General features: G+C 71.1%; 18 protein-coding genes. 8 read left to right on the top strand and 10 right to left on the bottom strand.

Annotation, left to right across the window (positions count from 1 at the left end; all coding sequences use genetic code 11):
• Positions 1 to 157: 157 nt before the first annotated feature.
• Entirely contained in the window at positions 158 to 988 is an 831-nt protein-coding gene (locus ACFWBN_RS17195) for a helix-turn-helix transcriptional regulator (RefSeq protein WP_385177307.1), read from the bottom strand.
• 170 nt (positions 989 to 1,158) lie between these two features.
• Between ACFWBN_RS17195 and ACFWBN_RS17190 the strand changes: the two genes are divergently transcribed.
• Positions 1,159 to 1,896 (top strand): SDR family oxidoreductase, encoded by a 738-nt coding sequence (locus tag ACFWBN_RS17190; RefSeq protein WP_385177305.1) that lies wholly within the window; start codon positions 1,159 to 1,161, stop codon positions 1,894 to 1,896.
• A gap of 369 nt (positions 1,897 to 2,265) precedes the next feature.
• Positions 2,266 to 3,399, top strand: coding sequence for a hypothetical protein (locus ACFWBN_RS17185; RefSeq protein WP_385177303.1), 1,134 nt, complete (start codon positions 2,266 to 2,268; stop codon positions 3,397 to 3,399).
• 44 nt (positions 3,400 to 3,443) lie between these two features.
• On the opposite strand, the gene ACFWBN_RS17180 is transcribed toward ACFWBN_RS17185, so the two are convergent.
• Complete coding sequence (locus ACFWBN_RS17180) at positions 3,444 to 4,262, bottom strand: alpha/beta fold hydrolase (RefSeq protein ID WP_385177300.1); 819 nt, start codon at positions 4,260 to 4,262, stop codon at positions 3,444 to 3,446.
• A 93-nt stretch (positions 4,263 to 4,355) separates the two neighbouring features.
• Here ACFWBN_RS17180 and ACFWBN_RS17175 point away from each other — a divergent pair, with 93 nt between their 5' ends.
• A complete protein-coding gene (locus tag ACFWBN_RS17175) occupies positions 4,356 to 6,401 on the top strand; it encodes a transcriptional regulator (RefSeq protein ID WP_385177297.1) in 2,046 nt (681 codons plus the stop codon).
• Between the two features lie 18 nt (positions 6,402 to 6,419).
• On the opposite strand, the gene ACFWBN_RS17170 is transcribed toward ACFWBN_RS17175, so the two are convergent.
• Positions 6,420 to 7,121, bottom strand: coding sequence for an NAD(P)-dependent oxidoreductase (locus tag ACFWBN_RS17170; RefSeq protein ID WP_385177295.1), 702 nt, complete (start codon positions 7,119 to 7,121; stop codon positions 6,420 to 6,422).
• 117 nt (positions 7,122 to 7,238) lie between these two features.
• On the opposite strand from ACFWBN_RS17170, the gene ACFWBN_RS17165 reads away from it, so the two are divergent.
• Entirely contained in the window at positions 7,239 to 7,952 is a 714-nt protein-coding gene (locus tag ACFWBN_RS17165; RefSeq protein WP_385177293.1) for a TetR/AcrR family transcriptional regulator, read from the top strand.
• Positions 7,953 to 8,385: 433 nt separating this feature from the next.
• Positions 8,386 to 9,786 carry a hypothetical protein gene (locus ACFWBN_RS17160; RefSeq protein ID WP_385177291.1) on the top strand — a complete coding sequence of 467 codons (1,401 nt, stop codon included), beginning with the start codon at positions 8,386 to 8,388 and terminating at the stop codon, positions 9,784 to 9,786.
• Positions 9,787 to 9,863: 77 nt separating this feature from the next.
• Here ACFWBN_RS17160 and ACFWBN_RS17155 read toward each other — a convergent pair whose 3' ends face one another.
• The 3 genes from ACFWBN_RS17155 to ACFWBN_RS17145 form a co-directional block, all read right to left on the bottom strand.
• Complete coding sequence (locus ACFWBN_RS17155; RefSeq protein WP_385177289.1) at positions 9,864 to 10,229, bottom strand: hypothetical protein; 366 nt, start codon at positions 10,227 to 10,229, stop codon at positions 9,864 to 9,866.
• 212 nt (positions 10,230 to 10,441) lie between these two features.
• Positions 10,442 to 11,122: a DUF4360 domain-containing protein gene (locus ACFWBN_RS17150; RefSeq protein WP_385177287.1), complete on the bottom strand. Its 681-nt coding sequence runs from the start codon at positions 11,120 to 11,122 to the stop codon at positions 10,442 to 10,444.
• A gap of 59 nt (positions 11,123 to 11,181) precedes the next feature.
• A complete protein-coding gene (locus tag ACFWBN_RS17145) occupies positions 11,182 to 11,835 on the bottom strand; it encodes a DUF4360 domain-containing protein (RefSeq protein WP_385177285.1) in 654 nt (217 codons plus the stop codon).
• Positions 11,836 to 12,179: 344 nt separating this feature from the next.
• Between ACFWBN_RS17145 and ACFWBN_RS17140 the strand changes: the two genes are divergently transcribed.
• From ACFWBN_RS17140 to ACFWBN_RS17130, 3 genes are all read left to right on the top strand, one after another.
• Positions 12,180 to 12,566: a VOC family protein gene (locus ACFWBN_RS17140; protein ID WP_385177283.1), complete on the top strand. Its 387-nt coding sequence runs from the start codon at positions 12,180 to 12,182 to the stop codon at positions 12,564 to 12,566.
• A gap of 229 nt (positions 12,567 to 12,795) precedes the next feature.
• Positions 12,796 to 15,579 (top strand): hypothetical protein, encoded by a 2,784-nt coding sequence (locus tag ACFWBN_RS17135; RefSeq protein ID WP_385177281.1) that lies wholly within the window; start codon positions 12,796 to 12,798, stop codon positions 15,577 to 15,579.
• Positions 15,580 to 15,668: 89 nt separating this feature from the next.
• Complete coding sequence (locus tag ACFWBN_RS17130; RefSeq protein WP_385177279.1) at positions 15,669 to 16,040, top strand: hypothetical protein; 372 nt, start codon at positions 15,669 to 15,671, stop codon at positions 16,038 to 16,040.
• Between the two features lie 114 nt (positions 16,041 to 16,154).
• Here the strand turns inward: ACFWBN_RS17130 and ACFWBN_RS17125 are convergent, their stop codons facing one another.
• The 4 genes from ACFWBN_RS17125 to ACFWBN_RS17110 form a co-directional block, all read right to left on the bottom strand.
• Positions 16,155 to 16,955: a hypothetical protein gene (locus tag ACFWBN_RS17125; RefSeq protein WP_385177277.1), complete on the bottom strand. Its 801-nt coding sequence runs from the start codon at positions 16,953 to 16,955 to the stop codon at positions 16,155 to 16,157.
• Positions 16,956 to 17,051: 96 nt separating this feature from the next.
• Positions 17,052 to 17,408 (bottom strand): hypothetical protein, encoded by a 357-nt coding sequence (locus ACFWBN_RS17120; protein WP_385177275.1) that lies wholly within the window; start codon positions 17,406 to 17,408, stop codon positions 17,052 to 17,054.
• Positions 17,409 to 17,599: 191 nt separating this feature from the next.
• A complete protein-coding gene (locus ACFWBN_RS17115; RefSeq protein ID WP_385177273.1) occupies positions 17,600 to 18,124 on the bottom strand; it encodes a hypothetical protein in 525 nt (174 codons plus the stop codon).
• A 170-nt stretch (positions 18,125 to 18,294) separates the two neighbouring features.
• On the bottom strand, positions 18,295 to 21,636 hold the full coding sequence (locus tag ACFWBN_RS17110) for a S8 family serine peptidase (RefSeq protein WP_385177271.1): 3,342 nt from the start codon (positions 21,634 to 21,636) through the stop codon (positions 18,295 to 18,297).
• Positions 21,637 to 21,640: the final 4 nt, after the last annotated feature.

The following is a 21,640-nucleotide window of genomic DNA, read 5'->3' as shown; positions in this document are numbered from 1 at the left end:
AGGATGGACGACCAACGAGTCCCCCCGAGCAACGTAATTGAGACGTCAGACATCTCGATCAACAGCCCGGGGGCCTCGCTCGTTTCGCTTCACGGACCGTCACCCGATCGGTGGCCACATCGAAGAAGCTCACTGGTCGGCGACGGAACGCGCCACTTCAACACCATTGCGCGGTGGCGTGGAGGGTGCCGAGGAGGGTGAGGGCCTGGGCGCTGGGGGTGCCTGGTTCGGCCTGGTAGACGATGAGTTGCCGGCCCGGTGCCCCGCGTACGTCGAAGGCCTGGTAGGTGAGGGTCAGGGGGCCCACGTCCGGGTGGAGGCAGTGTTTGGCGTCCGAGGTCTTGCCCTGCACGGCGTGGGTGTTCCACAGGCGGGTGAAGTCCGCGCTGTGCCCGGCGAGGTCGCGGATGAGGCTCCGTAGGCGCGGGTTGTCGGGCTCGAGGCCGGTTGCCAGGCGCAGGTGGCCGACGACGGCTTGCGCCGTGTGGGCCCACCGGGTGTGGAACCGCCGTCCCGCCGGGTCGAGGAAGACCATGCGGGCGAGGTTGTCAGCCGGCTCGAAGGGCGAGTACAGGGCTTCGGCGAGGGCGTTTGCCGCGAGGACGTCCAGGGCCCGGTTGATGACGAACGCCGGGGCGCCCTGGTAGCCGTCGAGCAGTTGGCGCAGGGCGGGACCGATCTGGTCCGGGGCGGTGGGCGTGAGCGGGACGGCCGGTGCCGTCCCGGCCAGCTGGTGCAGGTGCGCGTGGGCGTCGGGGTCCAGGCACAGGGCGCGGCCGAGGGCGTCGAGCACCTGGGCCGAGGGGTGGCGTTCGCGTCCCTGCTCCAGGCGCGTGTAGTAGTCCGCGTTCACTCCGGCCAGGACCGCGACCTCTTCCCGGCGCAGTCCGGTGACCCTGCGCACGCCGTGGGAGGGCATGGCGACGTCTTGGGGGCGCAGGCCCGCTCGGCGGGCGCGGAGGAACTCTCCCAGCTGGTTGTCGGGCATGCCGTCAGGCTAGGCGACGGCGACGAGGTGCTGCCTGGGTGCGGTGCACCCAGGCAGCACCCGTCCTGGCCGGTGCGCCGCGGCCCGCCCAGACTCGGTGGTGCGAGCGGGGCGAACTCTCCTGCCCCTGCCGCCTTTTGGCCCCCGTTCCCCTGAGAGGAAGAACAGCAATGACAGATGCAGCCAAGGTCGTGGCGATCACCGGAGCGAGCAGCGGCATCGGGGAGGCAACCGCCCGTCGGCTCGCCGCCGATGGGCACCGCGTGTTCCTCGGCGCGCGCCGCACCGACCGTCTCGACGCGCTGACCCGCGAGATCACCGCCGCCGGCGGTACCGCGGCGTTCCGCCCGCTGGACGTCACGGACGCCGCCGACGTGAACGCCTTCGTGTCAGCCGCCCGCGAGCGCTACGGCCGAGTGGACGTGATGGTCAACAACGCGGGCGTGATGCCGCTTTCGCCGCTGGCCGCACTGCGGGTCGACGAGTGGGACCGGACGATCGACGTGAACGTGCGGGGTGTCCTGCACGGGATTGCCGCCGCCCTGCCCGCGATGCGCGCCCAGGGCGGCGGGCACTTCGTGAACATCGCCTCCGTCGGCGCCTACGAGGTCTCACCGACGGCCGCCGTCTACTGCGCCAGCAAGTTCGCCGTCCGCGCGATCTCCGAGGGACTGCGCCAGGAGTCCCCGGACGGCAGCATCCGCGTCACGCTCGTCTCCCCGGGCGTGACCGAGTCCGAACTCGCCGACGGCATCGGCGACCCGGCTGCCAGGGAGGCCATGAAGGCCTACCGCGCCGTGGCGATGCCCGCCTCCGCCATTGCCGAGGCCATCGCGTACGCCGTTTCCCAGCCGGCGCGGGTCGACGTCAACGAGATCGTGGTCCGGCCCGCCGCGAGCGCCCAGTGACCCGCGACCCCTTCGCGAGGGGCACCGGCATGCCCCAAATCCCCTACGCCGCCGACGCGAACGCCATTCGTGACCGACCCCGCACCCAGGACGGCCGCCTGCCCCCACGCCATGGGCGGGCCGTACGACTGGGAGTTCCGCCGGGAGGACAAGGGTTGGGTCCTGGTCCGCCAGAGACTGGATGTCTGGTGGACCGAGGGTGAGGACCCTCTGGGGGCCGTCTTCGCAGACCATTCGGGTTCTTGAAGGCGGCCACCCGGTATTCCTCGGTGCCTCCGAACCCGGTCACCGGAGCTCCGCACTCAGAGGGTGTCCGGCCCGGGCTCGGGCGACTCATCACGTCTGCGTACCGGTGGCTAAGCTGCCGGGATGACCGAGCAGTCACCCCCGCCGCTGACCCCGGAAGCCGCCAGGGACCTTCAGAAGATGCTTCGAGCCGAGATCGGGCCGGGCCTCAGCGAGCGGGAACTCGATGCGGTCGAGGCACGGTTCGGCTTCGCTTTCTCGGCGGACCACAGGGTCTTCCTCGCCGCCGGGCTGCCGCACGGTTCGCGAAGCTGGCCCGACTGGCGCCATGGCGACCACGAGGACTTGGCTTCGCGGCTCTCCCAACCGGTGGAAGGCGTGCTCTTCGACGTGGAGTACAACGGCTTCTGGCATCCTGCCTGGAGCCCGAGGCCCTCAGCGACCTCCGACGCGCTGCAGACCGCCCGGTCCGAGCTGTCGACCGTTCCGCAGCTGGTCCCCGTCTACAGCCATCGCTACCTGCCTGGCACCGCAGGTGAGTGGGGCCACCCGGTGCTGTCCGTCCACCAGACCGACATCATCCTCTACGGGAACGACCTCGCCGACTACATTCGGAACGAGTTCACCGGCCGGGCGAGCAATCTCCCGGTCCGCGCGACTGTCGACTTCTGGTCGTACTTCGTCGAGGGCGGTCCGGGCATCGACGTCACCGCGCCTACGCCGCACTCCCCGTACGCCCAAGACGCGGAGGAGACTGTCGAGTACCTGCGGATGCTGGCACTGGAGCGTCTGATCGGCCGCCAATTCCGCCCGGAGCAGCTGATCGAGGCCGGACTCACGGCGCTGATGTTCGACATCGAGGCAGCGTCGATTCCGCTGCTCGCCGGCCTCTCGCGCACCGAGTATGAGAGCGCCGGGGTGCTTTTCGACCAGGTACTGAGCGAGTTGGGTCTGTCCGACGGCCTTCCCGTAGACGACACCGGTATCCCCTGGGAGGCGGCCCGCTGGGAACTCGTACGCTGGTGGCTCCGGCTGATCGTGAACGGGAGCCTGGCCCCCGGGGCCGGCGGTGACGTGATCACCTACGAGGGCTGGGGTGCGCTGGCCCGGCCGCACGCGCTGAGGCCGCTGGTCGACAAGGTCGATGCGTACAACGACTGGGCGGCCGTCCGGAACGGCACGCGCGAGCAGCTGACTGGAGCGATCGTCGCGGAGGCCGAACGGCTGCTCGCCGGGCCCTGGCCCCCGCCGGACTGATCTCCCGGCGGGGGCCGGGATCCGATGGCCCCGCGCGCTGCCCGTCACGATGTGATCGGGTGCCGGGCCAGGAACCGGGCCAGGGCTTCGGCGACGGGCCGGGGCTGTTCGATGTGGAGCAGGTGGCCCACGCCGTCGATGACGCACTCCTCGACATCGGGCACGGCCGAGCGGAGGAACGCGGCGACCTCGACCCACAGCGGGCGGGTCTCGCTGCCCAGCACGGAAAGCACGGGCTGCCGGATGGCCGCGGCGTCGTCGGGACCGAACCGCCACTCGGCCAGGGCCGGCAGCTCGACGCCGAAGAGCGTGTCGGCGTCCTTGACCGCCTGCTCGACGCTGCCCGGTATGCGTTCGTCGAGCAGGGCCCGGCAGCGATCCCGGTCCATTCCGCCGGCGAGGGACAGGAACAGCCCGAGGGCGCGTTCCGCGTCCCCTTCCGCATAGGCCTCGAACGCCGGCGCCGCCTGTGCGAAGAACGCCGCGCCCGCGGGCACCGACAGCAGGGAGAGCTCCAGCAGGGCGACCGTGGCGATGCGGTCGGGGTGGTCCTGGGCCATCTGGGCGGCGACTGCCGCGCCGGTCGAGTGACCGGCCACGTGAACCCGGTCGATGCCGAGGTGGTCGAGCAGCGCCATGGCATCGGCGACGTGGTCGGCGACGGAGACCGGCCCAGGAGTGTGCGTGCTGCCGCCCCAGCCCCGCTTGTGATAGCGGATGAGCCGGGAGCGTGTGGTGAGTGCCGGTTCGGCGAGGAGCGGGACGAACCCGTCGGGGATGATCGGGCTGATGAACAGAACCGGCTCCCCGGTCCCCCGGATCTCGTATGCCAGCTGGATGTCGTTGACCGTGACGGTGTCCATGATGTCCTCCTATGCGGTTGTGGCTCACCATGGAGGCGTAAGCGAGACGGTTACCGCCGTAACCGTCTCGACCCCGGTTCGAAGGAAACCTCCGTGACCGATGCCACCGGCGACGCGTCCGCGCTGGAGCGGGCGCGGAGCGCCGCGGCCCGTGGGGCTTGGGCAGACGCGTACGCCGGCTATCTGGCGGCCAGGGAGGAGGGCGGGCTCGGCCCTGCGGAGCTCGCCGAATTCGCCGGCGTCGCGTATGCCGCCGGGCATCTCGACATCACGATCGAGACCTGGGAGCGCCTCCACGGCGAGCTGTCCGGGCTCGGCGAGGACAACGGTGCGGCCGCGGCCGCCGTACGGGTCGCCATGCACCTGCTGTTCGACACCGCGCTCATGGCGCCGGTACGGGGATGGCTGCGTCGCGCGGAACACCTCCTCGACTCTGCCACGGCGACCCCCGCTCACGCCTGGTTCGCAGTGGTACGCACCTTCGAGCGTCTCCTCAGCGGCGACCTCGACGCGGCCCGCGACTGGGCCGGGCGGGCGATCGAGACCGGCTCGCACACCGATCCGGCGGCCGCGGCGCTCGGGCGCGTGGCGCAAGCCCGGCTGGTGATCCTCGACGGTGACGTCGAGCGGGGGCTGGAGCTCCTCGACGACGCAGGCACCGCGGTGATGTCCGGCGACCTCGACCCGCTGTCGACCGGAGTCGTCTACTGCGAGCTGGTGTGCGCACTGCAGGGCATGGCCCAGTACGACCTGGCCGAGCAGTGGACCGACGCGATGGAGCGATGGGCGCGCACGAACGCGATCGGCAGCCTGCGCGGCCGCTGCCGGGTGCACCGGGCCGAGATCCTGCGCCTGCGGGGGCAGTGCGTGAACGCCGAGCAGCAGGTGTTGCTGGCCTGCGAGGAGCTGCGCCCGTACGTGCGACGCGAGCTCGGCTGGCCGCTGACGGAACTGGGCCGGATCCGGCTTCGGCGCGGCAACCTGGCCGGCGCCGAGGAGGCGCTGCTCGCCGCCCATCGCCTCGGGTGGGATCCCGAGCCCGGGCTCTCGCTCGTGCGGCTCGCCGGCGGCGACGTCGACACCGCGGCCGACGCGATCCGCGAGGCACTGGACCGGCCGCTGCCGGTGCCGTCGAAGGAACTGCCGCCCACCTCCGAGCTGCGGCGGGCACCGCTGCTGGACGCACAGGTCAGGATCGCCGTCATCCGCGCCGACCTGGAGACGGCGCGGTTGGCGGCCGGCGAGCTCGCGGAGGTGGCCGTCCGCTTCGAGAGCAACGCGCTCGCCGCCTCGGCCCTGCGGGCTCGGGGCGAGGTTCTGCTCGCCGAGGGCGATTCGGCCGGCGCGTCGGCGTTCTTCTCCGACGCCGTCCGTGCCTGGAGCGAGGTCGGCGCCCCGTACGAGACGGCCGAGTGCCGGCTTCGGCTCGCGGACGCGCAGGGCGCCCTGGGCAACCTGCGGGCAGAAGCCCTCGAGAGGGAGGCGGCGCGTACCGAGTTCGAACGGATCGCCCGCGCGCCTGCGGCCGACGGGCCGCAGGCGCAGACGCAGACGGAGACGGAGACGGATACCGCCGAGCCGGACACGTTCGTCCGGGAGGGCGAGTACTGGAGGGTCGTCTTCGAGGACCGGCGCGTGACCGTCCGCGACAGCAAAGGCATGCACCACCTGGCGCGGCTGCTCGCCGCGCCGGGCCGGGAGTTCCACGTCCTCGATCTCGTCGCCGCCGACAGCGACGACCCCGGCGCCGTCGCCGGGCTCGCCCGCGTCGGCGATGCCGGTCCCCTCTTGGATGCCGGCGCCAAGCAGATGTACCGGCGGCGGCTCACCGAGATCGAGGAGGACATCGAGGAGGCCCGTGCCGACAACGACATCGCCCGGCAGGAACAGACCGAGTTCGAACGCGACTTCCTGATCAGTGAACTCGCCCGGGCCGTCGGGCTGGGCGGGCGCGACCGGCACGCCGGCGCAGCCTCGGAACGGGCCCGGGCCGCCGTGACCCAGGCCGTGCGCAAGGCCATCGGCCGCCTCCGCGAGGCCTCGCCGGCACTCGGTGACCACCTCGACCACACCATCCGCACGGGGACCTACTGCGCCTATGTGCCCGACCCGCACGCGCCGTCCCCGTGGTCCACCTGAACGGTTGGTGCCGGTCGGTCAGTAGCCGATGGTGAAGCGGCGTTGGACGAAGCGCGGCAGCTCCGCCTCGTCGACGAGGGCGACGGCGGCGTCCTCCATGGAGATGCGGCTGCGCCCGTCCGCGTCGAGGACCGGCTGGTCGCCGCCGATCCGGAACCGGCCCGTACGTTCGCCGGGTGCGATGTCCTCCGCGGGGCTGAAGTAGGTCCACAGGCGGTTGGAGGTGCGCAGGACGTTCAGGGCGTCGCGGTGGCCGCGCACCGCGGCGGCGTACTCCCTCGGCAGGCCGATCTCATCGAGGGTCTCGTGCAGGAGTGCGTCGGAGTCGGCCCGCACGACTCCGGGCTCGATCTCCAGGCTGCCGGCGCCGCCGATGACGATGAGCCGGGTCCTGGGGTGGCTCTCCAGTGCCTTCAGGAGTGCTCGCGCGGCAGTGGCGTACACCGTGGGCTCGGCGATCGAGCGCGCCACGGTGTCGGCGATGTCCTTGGCTGCGTTTCCGGGCTGGTATCCGCTGATCAGGACGTCGAGGCCGGGTATGAGGGCGGCGATGCCGTCGGCGTCGAGGACGTCGACGCTCTTCCATACGACGTTCTTCCGGTCCTCGTCGATCCGAGTGGCGTCGCGGCTGAAGGCCGTGACGTGATGCCCCCGTTCGAGGGCTTCGGTGACGACGCGACTGCCGATGGCGCCCGTGGCTCCGATGACTCCGATGTGCATGGCTCTCCCTGGGTAGTTGCTCGTCGCACCACAGCCGATCTTCACGGCACGCAGAGACTATACGGCGTGAAGTATTGATACGGGTCCCAATATTGTGACGCTGTAGAGTGATCAGTCATGGGAAGCGTGGGGAACATCAAGGGGCGCCGCGAGCGACTGCGGGCCGAGACGACCGCCGAGATCAAGAAGGTCGCGCTGGAGTTGATGGCCTCGGGGGGACCGGACGCGATCACGCTGCGGGCCATCGCCCGTGAGATGGGCATGACGGCCAACGCCATCTACGGCTACTTCGCCACCCGCGACGACCTGGTCACCACGCTGATCGGCAATGTGTACACCGCACTGGCCGACACCGTGGACGCCGCCTGGGACGCCGCCCCCGCCCAGGACCCGGCCGCCCGGATCCAGGCATGGGCCCACGCCTTCAGGAACTGGGCGCTGGCCAATCCGGAGGGCTTCCGCCTCATCTACGGCGACCCCGTCCCCGGCTACCGGCCCCCCGAGGGCGGCGCCGCCCCGGAGGCCGCCCACCGCGTCTGCACCGGCATCACCGCACTCGCCGCGGCGGCCTGGCCGCACGCCGAACTCCGTTATTCCGACGGCGACTTCGAGTGGTCCGACTTCGACCCCGGCCTGCTGGACAAGGTCCGCCCGGCCTTCCCCGACCTGCCCCCGGCCGCCGTGGCCCTCGCCCTGCGCATCTGGAGCCACCTGCACGGCCTGGTGTCACTGGAGATCTACGGCCACCTGCGGACCCAGGCCCTCAACCCGGAAAAGCTCTTCCGCGAAGAACTCGCCCAGCTCATCCGGTCGTTGGGCATCACACCGTAGGGGCGATGGCTTCCTACGCAAGCGGCCGGCCAAAGAACTCCGGCTTGGCCACCACCTGCTCGGCTCGTTCGGCCGAGGCAGGTCAGGACGGCGAACTCCTTCGCGGTGAGCTCGACCTCCTCCTGTCCGCGCCAGACCCGCATGGCCACCGCATCCACCCGCAGGTCGCCGACCTGCCACCCGGTGGTCCGCTGCAAACCCGGGCTCAGCCTTTCCGCCCAGGGGGTGCGGGCCGCAGGCAGGCGCGGGACTCGGCGGGCAAGTGTGAGACGAGAGCACGTCACACATGGGTGAAGCCTCAACCATCCTGCGCACGAGGCGAGTTGGCCGGATCTCAAGATGACTGCCGCAGCGCACGCATGGCATGATCAACCTTCACGTTACTTGCGGGTAACACCTTCCTTCCCTCCCCCCATACGAAGGTCACAGCTACGTGCGCACGCTCGCCAGACGCCTCCTGCTTCCCAGCCTGACCACATTTGCGCTCGCCGCCACCGGCTGCTCCTCACCAGCGCACACCAGCGCGGCCACACCGGAAAGCGCCGCCACCACCGCGCCGGCAGCCAACGGCTCGCAGCAACTCGACGTGGCCGCCGCTCCGCAGGGATCGCCCACACCGACTGCCGTGGCTCGCAGCGGTGACGGCAAGGGCCGGCCCGAAAAGTCCTCGCTGCAGGTCGCCTCCTACGACAAGGCGAGCGGACGGGCCGTCATATCCACGCCCGCCGCTCAGAAGCAGACCGGTGCACCCAGCCACTCCCCCGCACCCGACAAGCCCGTGGCGGTGGGCGACGTCATCGCCAGCGCACCGGCGCCCGGCGCCCCCGACGGCCTGCTCGCGAAGGTCACCGAGGTCGTCGGGAAGACCGACCGCGGCACCGAGGTCAAAACCGCTGCCACGACGCTGGCCTCCGTACTCGACGACGACAAGGCCGACGGGAAGGTCCCGGTCGACCCGGCCTCGGTCACCGTCGAGCCGCTCGTGAAGGGCGTCACCTTCTCCTGGGCGAAGAGCCAGGGCGCGCGGTTCGGGCCCCAGGGCGCGACGCTGCCCCTCGGCAGCCTGCGGCTCGACGTGAACGCCGCGGTGGACACCGCCAAGGACGCCCCCGCCTCGGCCGGCGCCTCGGTGTCCGGCTTCGTCCAGCTCGCCCCCCGGGTGGAGTTCTCGTACGACGGCAGCTCGGGCGGCGGCTTCGGCCCGAAGTCCGCCTTCCTCGGCCTGAGCGGTGACTGGTCCTCGCAGTGGGCGCTCAAGGGCCGCGCGGCAGCGAGCACCGGCGACGCGCCCAAGCGGATCCCGTTCGCCAAACTGCACAGCGCCCCCGTCATCCAGGTGGGCCCGGTGCCCGTCGTCGTCAACCTCGACCTGACCTGCTACGTCCAGGTGGAGGCGGACGGCCGCGTCACCCTCGACGTCCAGCAGGACGTCAAGGGCGACTTCCGTGTCGGCGGCAGCTACGCCGCCGGGCAGGGCTGGTCCCCGGTCAGCACGTCGGCCGTACAGAGCACCCCGGTGAAGGCCGGCGTCACCGCCGCCGGACGCGTCAAGGGCGCCCTCGGCGCCGAGGCGTCCGTGGGCCTGTACGGGGCCGTCGGCGTCAGCGCCGACTTCGCCCCGTACGTGCGCGGTGAGGCCGACGTCAAGGCGAGCGCGTCCACCGACGGCAAGAGCGCGGTGAGCGGATCCTGGGCGCTGTACGGCGGCTTCGACCTGAGCGGACAGCTCCACTTCGAACTGTCCCTGTTCGGCACGCCGGTCATCCAGCACCGTATCCCGCTGGGCACCCTCAACCGCGAGTGGCCGCTCGCGAGCGGGCGCGCCGGGCAATAGCAGATGGGCCGGCTACAGCACTGAGCGCCGTAGTCGCCGGCAGAGGGCGACTACGGCGCGAGGCGCGAGGCGCGAGGTCAGGAAGTGCGCTTCAGCGTCCAGGTATTGGGGTTGAAGCTCGGGACGGCGGAGTAGCGGCAGCCGCTCGAGTAGTAGGTGCTGGTGATGGTCCAGCCGGCGGGCGGCCAGGTGGAGGCGCAGGCGTTGACCTGGGTGCCGACCGGGTAGCCCCTGAGGTCCTTGATCTGCTTGGTGTTGGGCGTGAAGCCGGAGCCGCACCCGCCGCTGTTCCACCACTGGACGTCCACCCAGCCGTCGGGGGTGAGCGTGCTGGAGCACATGGTGAGCGTGTCTCCGGGTGCCGCCGAGGCGGGGCTCGCGCTGATCGCGAGGGCGGTAACGGCCATGGTGGCCAGAGCGGCGGCATAACGGGTGCGGATCACGAGACGTTCCTTTCGGCACGCTGGAATCGCCGCCGACCGTCGGCGGGCCGTGCCAGGCGCCGTGTCATTGCTATCCGACCAGCTCAGGCTACAGAAAGTCAGCTTTTGGGCATAATTGTCGTGCATTTTAAAGCCGTTGCCGGGGCGACAGGAAGGGGGTGCGGGCCGGGACCCGTCCGGTCCGGCCCCCGCCCGCACCCCCTCGCCCTGCGCTACGCCTTCCTCGGGTTGGGGCACACCTGCCAGGCGAGGTGGTAGAGGGTGCTGACGCCGGCGTCGGTGGAGTCCATGGCCATGAAGCTCGTGGACGTCTGCGGGTTGGACGTGCCGGCGTTCACGCGCAGTTCGGTATTGATGTTGAAATTGCGCTTTTCACCGCACGGGGCCCAGACCAGGTCGGCGAATTCCGTCTTGTCGCTCGTCTGCCAGTTGTCGTTGAGCGGGCCGTTGAACTGGTGGGTCCGCTGGGACGTCTGCGGCATTCCCTGGAAGTAGTAGCTCGCCCTTTCCTGGCCCCACGCCCCGGGCTGGAGGAATGCGAATCCGCGGTAGTCGGCCTGCACGATGGCGTAGGTGAAGCCGGAGGGCACGTGAACGCGAAGGTTCAGCTGGCAGTTCTTGCGGAAGGCCGTCGGCGGGGCGCCCGGGCCGACCTGGGCGAGGTAGTCGCTGTACGTGACCGTGAAGGCGGTGTTGTCCGGGGCGACGGCCACCTCGGCGGTACCTTCGCGGCAGCCGGAGCCGTTCACGGTGGCGAGTTCGATCACGATCTTGTCGGGCGGGGCGGTGATCGGGCCCGCGGCCACGGCGGGTGTCGACGCGGTGATCAGGGCGGCGGCCGCACCACCGATGAGCAGGGAGCGGGTACGGGTGCGGGACAGGGGATGAGACATCGTTGTCACTCCTGACTGTCGGGTCGGGTTTCCAGCGCTCGCGCGCTCACGCGTCGGCTTCAGGCCGCAGGGCATTGCTTCCACTCGAAGTGGTAGACGGTGCTGACGCTCCCGTCCGTCGAGTCCATGCTCATGAAGCTCAGCGCCTGCGGGCTCGACGTGCCCGCGTAGACCCGCAGTTCGGTGTTGACGTTGAGGTTGCGCTCCTCGCCGCAGGGGGCCCAGACCAGGTCGGCGTACTCGGTCTGGTCGGCGGCCTGCCAGTTGTCCGTGAAGGGGCCGTTGAACTGGTGGGTCGAACGGGCCGTCTGGGGGGTGCCCTGGAAGTAGTAGTTCGCGCGCTCCTGGCCGTAGGCCCCGCGCTGGAGGTGGGCGAAGCCGCGGTAGTCCGCGCGGGCGATGGCGTACGTGAACCCCTGGGGGACGTGGATCCGCAGGGCCAGCTGGCAGTTCTTGCGGAACTCGGTACCGCCGGAGCCGGCTCCCGTCTGCGCCAGGTAATTGCTGTAGGTGACGGTGAACGCGGTGTTGTCCGAGGCGGTGGCGACGTCCGCGGTCCCCTGGGGGCAGCCCGAACCATTGACCCCGACCACATCGACCGTAATGCGGCCGGGCGGCGGAATGTCGGGGAAGTCGGCCTGGGCCTGCGCGGGGGCGGCCACGGCCGACAACACCGCGATAGCGGCGCCGACGGCCATTCTGCGGAGCGGCATCTTCGGTTCTCCATTCGTGCGGACGGGCACGGAATCCGGCATGCACATGCCACCACGGGCGCTGCGGGGGCAGCAGGACGCGATACGGCCAACACGCGCCCACCGCATTCCCCGACACACCTCCTGGCCAGATACTGCGATCCCCGCGCCCCGCCACACGCCGCCCATCAGCCCGGCCACACCGCGCCGGACGGGCGGAGCCGTCTGCGGCGGACCGGACGATGTCCGGATTCCCCGACACCGTGCCGATGGGCCGCGATACCAAGGGCGTGTGACGAAGTGCTGCCGCAGCCCCGGCGCAATGTGGTGGCGGGTCGGCCGTTGGGCGGGGCAGACTCCTGTGCATGGTCTCAGTGGTGCAAAACGTGGCGATCGACTGTGCGGATGCCTATGGGCTGGCCCGATTCTGGAGCGAGGTGCTCGGTCGTCCGCTGCACCCGGAGGCCAAACCGGGTGACCCTGAGACCGAGGTGCCGCTGCCGGAGGGACCGTTGCTGTACTTCAACCAGGTGCCGGAGCCGAAGACGGTCAAGAACAGGATCCACCTGTGTCTGCGTCCGGAGACATCGCGCGAGGAGGAGGTCGAGCGGCTGCTGGGCCTGGGTGCCACCCTCGTCGCCGATCGCCGGGAACCCGACGGCGCGGGCTGGGCCGTCCTCGCGGACCCTGAAGGCAATGAATTCTGTGTACTCCGCAGTGCGGCCGAGCGGGCTGCGATTTCCTGCGGCTGAACGGCCCGCTGCGGCCAGGGTGGATGTAGCAACTCAGAGCAAACGATTCATCTCCTCGGCGGCGACAAGGAGTGTGCCATTCCGGTGTCGCGGGGTTCGCCGAAGCGGAATGCTGGCAGGGACGTTCCGTACGCCAAGGGCGGGAGAGACAATGACGGGTGGGGACCGGAACCTGTCAGTGGGCGGCGAAGCCGTCGGCCAATTCGTCACCGGGGACAACAACGACGTCTTGAGCATCGTCGTGAACGCGACGCATTCGGCCGTCACGGTGGTGGGGCCGGCCAAGCGGCCCAGGCCGGTACGCCGCGAACGCATAGAACGCCTGCCGCGCCGTGCCAGTCGGCCGCTGCTCGGCAGGGACACAGAGCTGGCCTCGCTGGTCGGCAGCATCACCGGCAACGAACCGGCTGGGGTGCACGGGCCCGTGGGGATCGGCAAGAGCACCCTGATCCGGCAGGCGGTGTTCGAGATCGGCCACCACGACGGCGTCGTGTTCCTCGACGGGCACGGCAAGGACGTCGACGACCTGACCCAGAGCGTCTTCGAGGCCTGCTACGACGCCCCGGGATACCGCCCGAGCGACGGGGAACTGCATCGCCTCCTCGCCGGGCTCCGCCTCTGCGTCGTCGTCGACGACCTCGACCTGCCCGCTGGGGAGCTGACCCGGCTGCAGGACACGTTGCCGTCCGGCACCGTGGCGTTCAGCTCGCGCGAGCGCCTGCTGTGGGGGGAGGGCAAGGCGATTGCCCTTGCCGGTCTGTCCCCGTCGGCCGGATTGCAGCTGCTGGCACGGGAGTTGGAACGTCCGCTGTTACCCGCCGAGGCGGACACGGCGGCCGCGTTGTGGCAGGCGAGCGAGGGCAATCCCTTCGCGTTGATCAGGGCGGCCGCCCTGGCCCGCCCCGGCGCAGACGGCGGGATGGTCCTGCTGCCGGCACCGGCCGAGATCCCCGAATTGCTGCGCAGGGCTGTGGCCAGGCTCGGCGGGCTGTCCCGGCAGGTCCTGGCGCTCCTCGCGATGGCACCGAAGGCGCAAGCCACCGTCGAGGTGCTCACCCTGCTGGTACCGGATGCCACCACCACGGCCGTCGAGGAAGCCGTCGGCCGGCTGGCCGGGCTGGGAGTGCTGAACCTCACCGGGCCGCACGTCCGCCTGGCCGGCGTTCCGAGCGGCACACTGCCGGAGGATCTCGCGCTCGGCCCCCAGCAGCTCGCGGAGGCTGTGGCCCGGCTCACCGCGTGGGTGTCGGCCCGCCGGACCGGTCCGGCCGCACTGGCCGACCACAGTCTTCTGATCGCCGGACTCGCCGACGCCATCGGCCGGGCGGGCAGGCCGGACCTGGGCGTCGCTCTCACTCGGGCCGCCGCCCCCGGTATGGCGTGCTCCCTTCGCTGGGGCGCATGGGACCGGATCCTGACCCGGGGGCTGGCCTCCGCCCGCCAGGCCGGTGACGAACGTGCCCAGGCGTACTTCACGTACGAATCCGGCGTGCGCTCGTGGCTGACCGGCAAGCGTGTTGCCGCCGCCGCCGCGTTCGGGGCGGCGGCGATAGCCTGGCACGCCCTCGGTGACCCCACCAGCGCCGCCATCGCCGAAGGCGCCCAGGCGTTGACCGCGCCCGGCCCTGCACCGTTGCCGGGCTCCGATTCGGGCACGGACGCGGACCCGGGCACGGACCTGGACTCGGGCTCCAACACAGACGCGGGTTCCAACACGGACGCGGGTTCGAACACGGACGCGGGCTCTAACACGGACGCCGGCCCGGGCCCGGACAACGCGGGCTCGGACACGGGCGGGGGAACCGACACCGGGACCGACGGCGGCCAGTCGGCAGGCCCCACCGAGCCATCATCGGGAGCCGGAACCCCGCACCACAGCTCCGCTCCCCCTGCGGACGGCACCGGTGCCCCCAATCCGTCGCCGCCGGGCCCGGGAGCCCCCGTGCCACCCGTGGATCCGGTCGGCATTTCCCTGTTCGCCAAGGTGGTGATCGGAGGTTCGCTGCTCGCGGCAGCGGCGGTCGGCACCGTGATGGTCCTGGGCACGGGCGGCGGTCCCGCCGCGACCCCGCCCACCGTCCCCCTGCACGTGCACGTCGCGACCAGCCTCTTCGAGGTCAAGGACATGCCCGGCACTCCGGAAGGTCCTTGCCCGAGCGGCACCGGCACGACCGACTGCACGAAGGTCTCACAGGTGGTCAGGGGCAAGCAGGGACCCGTAGAGGTCATCCCCGCCCAACCTCTCCCGCAGGGCGTGAACGTCGTCTACTGGGGATGCGACGAAGGCCCTTCCTCCGCGGGATGCACCGTCAAGGCCGACAGCGAACGCACCGTGTGCGCCACGACGACCAGCCCCGGCGACGAGGCCGCCAGACGGGAGTGCCTGCGGCGGACCGGCGGCCGGTCGACCACTGAGGCGCAAAAGGCCCTGGTGTACGTCCAGTTGGGGGCGACCGACTTCGAGGTCACCGTCACCCCCGACGCACCGGATACAAAACCCTGTGTCCAACCGCCTCTGAACCTCGAACCGAACACGAGCCAGAACCAGCAACCATCGCCCACCCGCGCGTGCGCGTTCGTCGTCCCCCTCCACACCAAAATGAGCCTCACGGCCAAGATCACGGGCACTGCCCGGGGCCTGCCCCGTCCCTTCAACGGAGAACCCGAGTGGTTCGGTTGCGACGAAGGGCCCGCCTCCCCCAGCCCCTTCGACCCGAACGGCAGGGGCATCGACGAGGACGGCGGCCGCCAGGAGATGTACGCCAACGGCACGAGGACGTGCAGGCTCAACCTCACGACCGGCCGGTACATCGGTCTGTCCAGCACCGACGTGAGCGACGGCGGCTCGACCGGCGCCCTGGCCGGCGCCTTCGCCCAGCTCCCCAGGGTTCACCTCGCTCCCGGTGTGACCAGCATGCCGACGCCGCAGGAGCCGCCCCTGCAACGCGTCCCCTGCTCTTCCGTCGGCGGCCCGGAGGGAATCGAGTGCCTCGGCAAGCCCTCGAACGGCTGACCCCCGCAGGCCACGCGCCGCGACAGGGACATCCGCCTCACCGGTCAGCCCCCGCACCCACCCACCAGACACGAGACAAGGACGAGAAGATGGCCGACGACCAGCGAACCCGCGGCATCACGATTCACGGCCCGGCCACCGGCCTGTTCCAGACCGGTGACAACGGCACGCAGACCTCCACCACCATCTCGGCCGAGCACGGAACGGCGGCCGTGGCCCCGTTCGTGGAGCTGATGCTGGGCGTCATCTCCCGGCTCGGCCTGCCCGCCGATCAGGAGGCCGGTGCGCGGCGGACTCTGCACGAGTTGCAGGGCGAGGCGGCCAGGGACGAGCCGTCGGCCTCACGGCTCCAGCAGCTGATGGGCGGCTTCGTGGCCTACCTGGCCCAAGCCGGCGCCCCCGCCCTGACCGCGGCCTTCATGACCCTGGCCATGCACGTGGGCATCACCGACCCGCGGTAGCCCCCATCCGGTACCTGCGGAACGTTCATCGGGTCAGCCGCCGGTGGCGGCTGACCAGCCCGCCGGAAGGATGGAATGCGAAGCGCCATCCCGCCGCGGGCGACGGCTGCCCGATCAGACGTGGCAGCGCACGTTGACGAGCAGCGTGTCGGCGGGCAGCCCGATCAGATAGGACTGGACCCCCTCGCCCCCCATGCCGAAGTTCGGCTCGTGGACGCATTCGAGGCGACCGTGGCACGCGCCATGGAGGGGAGCATCGCCAAGTTCGTACCACCATCCACCGAGCGACAGCACGTTGCGCCGGGGCAGGAGGCTGAACTCGTAGGTTGCGATGTACTCCTCGCGGCTGCGCCGTCCGATTCCGACCGGGTCCCAACCAAAGGAAAAGTGGTCTGCGATGTCGGGCCGGGCCAATGCCGGTGCTACCTCCGCCCAGGCGCGGACGGCCGGCTGCGCCCGGTAGTCGGCGGCCTCCCGCGACGTCTTGTACGAGTCCCTGGTCCCTGCGGCGGCCAGGTGACGGTGGAAGAACACCGACTCGTCGTCCGCGACCGGGTGGCGAGAGGCGATTTCCCGCCAGCGATCCCACACCCGACCTGCGTGCTCAGCGGCTTCCGCCCGGCGGTCGTCGCGGAAGTCGATCAGCTCCCGCGGCCCTCCCGCGCACTCCCCGGGCACCGCGGGCTCCAGCGAGCCGTCCCAACGGGGGCGATCGGTGATCAGCTGCGGATCGCCCTCGTGTCCCGCCAGCACCGGCAGGCCCACGGAACTGCAGATCCGATAGTTGTCCCACACATCCCGCTCTACGGCGCCCGCACCGTCCCTTGCGAACGGCGCCATCGCCTCCGCTACCGCCTCATCCACCCTTTCGGCAGCCGAAGCGGGCAGACATACGGTGATCGACATTCCAGCCATCCCGGGATCGTAGGCACCAGGTTCACCACACGCCACCTCATTGTCCGGCGACGACTGACCTCGGGGCGGCTTGCTCGCCCAGGGGGGCCGCCGCAGTCAGCCGGCCTGGGTGTCGCCCGGGCCGGGAGCAGGCATGACGAACGCGGTAAAGACGATCTGCGTCGCGAACATCGCCACCGTCATCAGGCCGCCACCGAAGAAGAGGAAGAGAGTCATCGGCAGCATGCACACCATGCTCGCCGTGAACCGGAACTGCAGCCGGTCGTCCTTCCTGAGACGCGCGATCAACAGGAGCAGGAACACCGTCACCCCGCCGATCCCGGCCAGAAATCCGGGAAGCTGCTCCATGAATACGAGGAAGGACTCCCCGAAGGCAAGGACCCGGCCCTCGTAACCCGTGGCTCGGGGCGCCACCGCCGCGGCGACGGCCCAGCCCACGGAGAAGGTCGGCACATAGCGGACGGCACAAACCAGGAGCCACCACGCCCAGCCCTGCCGCCAACCACTGCCACCGCGGGTGGTGACGACTGCGGGGCGGTGCTGGTCACCAGTGACGCCCGAGGCCGACGAGACAGACAGGAAAGTGGAAGCAATTCATCCACTTATTCAATCAGGTGCTCAACCCGAGACGCCGGCCGGTCCGCTCAGCCGCCCGGACCGACCGTCGGGCGTGAGGCCAGGGCGAGGGCGGCGATCCGCAGCTGCGCCTCCCACGTCTCCTCGTCGAGTCCGAGCGTGTATTCGATGCAGCACACACATGGCGGGATCAGCGCCACGAAGGCTCGCTCCTCCGCGGTCTCGACCTCCAGCTCCCACCAGTCGTCCGATGCCAGCTCGGCAGGAGCCGGCTCCTCGGCGACGAACCGCATGGCCAGTCTGCGCAGCGCGTAGCGATGGGCCAGGTTGTGAGAGGGCAACGCGATTCCCAATTCCGAGAGAGCCTGCTCGAACGCGTCGCGGATGTCCCTGGGGTCTGCGTTGCGCGGCAAACCGGCGAGCTCGCAGAGAGTCGGGCCGTCCACCCCTGATGCGAGTGCTTCGGCAGCGGTCGTGGGCAGGTCTTCCGGACGCACCTGATCCGCCTGATAGAGCCACGCCGCCTCCTCCAGGGGCATGTGGACCTGGCCTACGGGGATGTCAGGTTCGGACGTGTCTTCTCTCGCTGCCATGGTCCATACGATGCCAGCACTGTTGGCGAGAGCGCACAGGCCTTGGGCCGACCCCCGCGTGAACCTGGAGGCCGGCCCGGCCTCCGCGAGGTGCGGAGACCGGGCCGGAGGGTCCATCGGCGCCCGTGCGGTGGTCGCCGTCGTGCGGTGGTCACCGTCGTGCGGTCACCTCACCGCGCGAGCCGGTAGGCGTTCGTGATCGTTTCCTGCACGGTGTTGCCGCCCTTGTCCTTCAGGTCCACCCGGAAGGACACGGCCTCGGCCGCCGCGGGGTGCTTCACGCTCACCGAGCGAGCCCCCTTCGCGTCGGTCCTCACCGTGAGCGGCTGCCAGGTCGCGCCCCCGTCGTACGAGACCTTGACGGTCAGCGCGGCGACCTGCCCGGCCGCGGCGGCCGCCCCGCCCACGTGCAGCGGCACCTTGAGCGTCCCGCCCGCCGGCGCCGTCCCGCTCAGGCTCAGCTTCGGCGAGAGCCGCACCGTCGACAGCGGCAGCTTCACCGGCTCGTCCGTGGGCGGGCGGGCCGAGGTGAACGTCCAGACCGCGGCCACCTTCGTACTGGTGGAGGTGTCCTCGGCGGAACGGCTCGCCTCGACGCTCAGGCGGTACACCGCGGAGGCGGCCGGGACTTCGGCGCTCAGCCAGTCGGTTGCCGTCCCCTCGGCGATGACCCGTCCGCCGGACTCCAGCCGGCTGAAGCCCTCGGTGACGACGGAGGAGCCCGAGTGGCCGCTGCCGTCGTTGAACAGCTGGACCCTGGTGTCGAGGTAGTCGCCGTTCCGGCTGGCGGCCTGGTCGCTCCCGGCCTCCAGATCGGGGCCCACCACGCCGGTGTTGAAGTCGAGCGTGTGGCGCGTGCCCGGTTTGTAGGCGACCGGGTCCTTCGTGAAGACGATGCGCGCTTCGCCTTGGGCGTTGAGCTGCGACGCGACCCAGGACCAGCGCACGCCCGCCGTACTGACGTACTGCGTGGTGGCCAGCGGCAGGCTCTGCTCGTCCGGGACCTGCTCGCCGGCCGTGAAGCCGCGCTCGTCCATCGGCGTCATGTGGACCAGCCCCTTGGCCCCGCTGACGGACGCACCGAAGCCGAGCTTCACTTCGGCGACATCGGCCCGGGTGACCGTGCGGGTGAACCCGGTGAACCAGCTGCCCGTACGGTGGAAGGCGAGCCGGTAGTCGACGTTCCTGCCCTCCGCGCCGGGCTTCTTCCACACGCCGCTGTACTGTGCCCGCAGCGCTGGGGAGGCCGGGCCGAGGGCTGCGGTGAGGATCCGCGTCTGGCCGTCGGTGGCCCAGTAGTTGCTCGTCCCCGCGGCCTCGTCCACGTATCCGGCGAAGGCGCTGACCAGCCGTGCGGCCGGATCCGGAGGGGTGACGGCGAACGGCTTGGCCTTGCGGGAGTCGAGCGCGATCGTGGTGTTCGCGGTGAGCTTCAGCACCGGCTGGACGAAGAACGCGACGGTGCTGTCCGGGCCGAAGACGAGGCTCTCCATCTGGTAGTTCCCCTTGGGCAGCCGATGGACGACCGTGCCGTCCGGGCTGTCCGGTACGTCGACGCGCCCCACCGAGCCTTCGCCGACCTGGGTGATCGTGGTCGCGTAGGTCAGCGGCGTCGCGCCGTTGACGTCCTTGTGCCGCAGTGTGACGTCGTACGACTCCACCTCGCGCTCGACCACGAGGCCGGTGCGTACCGACTGGCCGCCGCCGGTGGCCAGCACGGTGCCTCCGAACACGCCGTCGGCCGTGCCCTTGCTCGTGTCGACGGTGACGGTGGTGCCGGCGCTGCCGCCGGCGGGGACGGTGAGCTCGGCGTCCTTGACGGTGAACATCCCGGCCGGTGCCGGGCCGCCGGACGGGTCGGCCCCGGCCGCGCTCAGCCGGAGCGTGACGGCCTGGGCGCCGTGGTTGCGGTAGGTCAGGGTCTTCGCGACCGGCTTGTCGTCGGCGTGCGGCCAGGCCTGCGTGCCGAAGCCGAGGGAGCCGGGCTCGGAGACGACGACGGCGGTGGCGGCGCGTGCCAGGTCGACTCGGCCCGCGCCCTGCTGGTGGGCGTCGAGTGCCGGGTTGGGCTGTGCCGAGCCGGTCAGCAGGGCCTTGAGCTGGGCCCCGCTCCAGCCAGGGTGCTGCTGGAGCAGCAGGGCTGCGGCCCCCGCGACGTGCGGGGCGGCCATCGAGGTGCCCTGCATGCTGACGTATCCCTCGCCCGGTTCGTACTCGCCCTGTGTGGTCAGGGCGGCGGTGATGTCGACGCCCGGGCCGGTGATGTCCGGTTTCACCGCCCCGTCGAGGGTCGGCCCGCGGCTGGAGAAGTCGGCGATCTGGTCCTGCTTGTCGACCGCGCCGACGGTGAGCGCCTCCGGGGAGCTGCCGGGCGAGCGGATCGTGCGGGGCCCGGGGCCCTCGTTGCCCGCGCTCACCACGAACAGGGCCTTCCCGGAGAGCTGGGCGACCGCCTCCTCCAGCACGTCGACGTCCCGGTTGTCGGGGCCGCCCAGGCTCATGTTGACGACCTGGGCCCCTTGGTCGACGGCCCACTGCACGCCCATGACGATGTCCGAGTAGAGGCCGTCGCCGCCGTCGTCCAGGACCTTGACGTCCAGGAGCTGTACGTCGGGTGCCACGCCCTTGTAGCGGCCGCCCGACAGGGCGCCCGACCCGGCGAGGGTGGAGGCCACGTGCGTGCCGTGCCCGTAGCGGTCCTTGGAGTCGGGTGAGGAGCTGAAGTTCCTCTCGGCCGTCTCGACGCCCTTGAGGTCGGGATGGTCCTGGTCGACCCCCGTGTCCAGGACGGCCACCTTGACGCCCTGGCCGGTGTAACCCGCCTGCCACATGGCGGGCGCGCCGATCTGCGGCACGCTCGTGTCGAGGGCCGCCCGGACCTTGGCGTCCAGCCACAGGTGCGCGACGGGCCGCGCGGGTACGGCGCCCGGCGTGCGGGCGTCGGGGCGGTCGGTGAGCGCCGACCACAGGGTCGTGGCGTCGGCCTTGGGCGCGTTGAACGCCTCGCCACCGACGGCGGGCAGCGGACGGCGGTCACGGGCGACCCCGGCGAACGCGTCGCCGGACGCGGTGAAGTCCCCGGCTCCGGCGCCGTCTCGCCGGTAGCCGACGATCAGGGGCAGCGTTGTGCGGTGCGCGTCGTCGTACCCGTCCTTGACCAGCTGGACGACGTCGAACAGCCGCCGGTCGAGGACGCCGTCGCCGACCATGCGCAGGGCGTCCTGCGGGATGACGTACGTGTGCTCGGCCTCGCGCCGCACCGAGAAGCCGGTCCCTTCTCGTCCCTTGCCGCGCATGAGCCGGACGACGCGGCCGTCGGAGCCGACGACGACGCGGTCGCCGGTGATCAGCGTGACGGTCGCGGTCGCCGTCGCCGACGGCTTCGCCTTCACCGACGCCTTCGAACCGTCCTGTGCGGTGGAACTCGCGGCCTGCGCCGGCTGGATGCCGACCGACGCCGTCCCCGTGATCAGCGTCCCGGCCACCGCGGCGGCGATGGCCGCCGTTCTCACTCTT

Source organism: Streptomyces sp. NPDC059989 (genome assembly GCF_042736975.1).
GTDB lineage: Bacteria > Actinomycetota > Actinomycetes > Streptomycetales > Streptomycetaceae > Streptomyces.
Note: the sequence above shows the minus strand (reverse complement) of the source record. Positions and strands in the feature narration are given on the sequence as shown.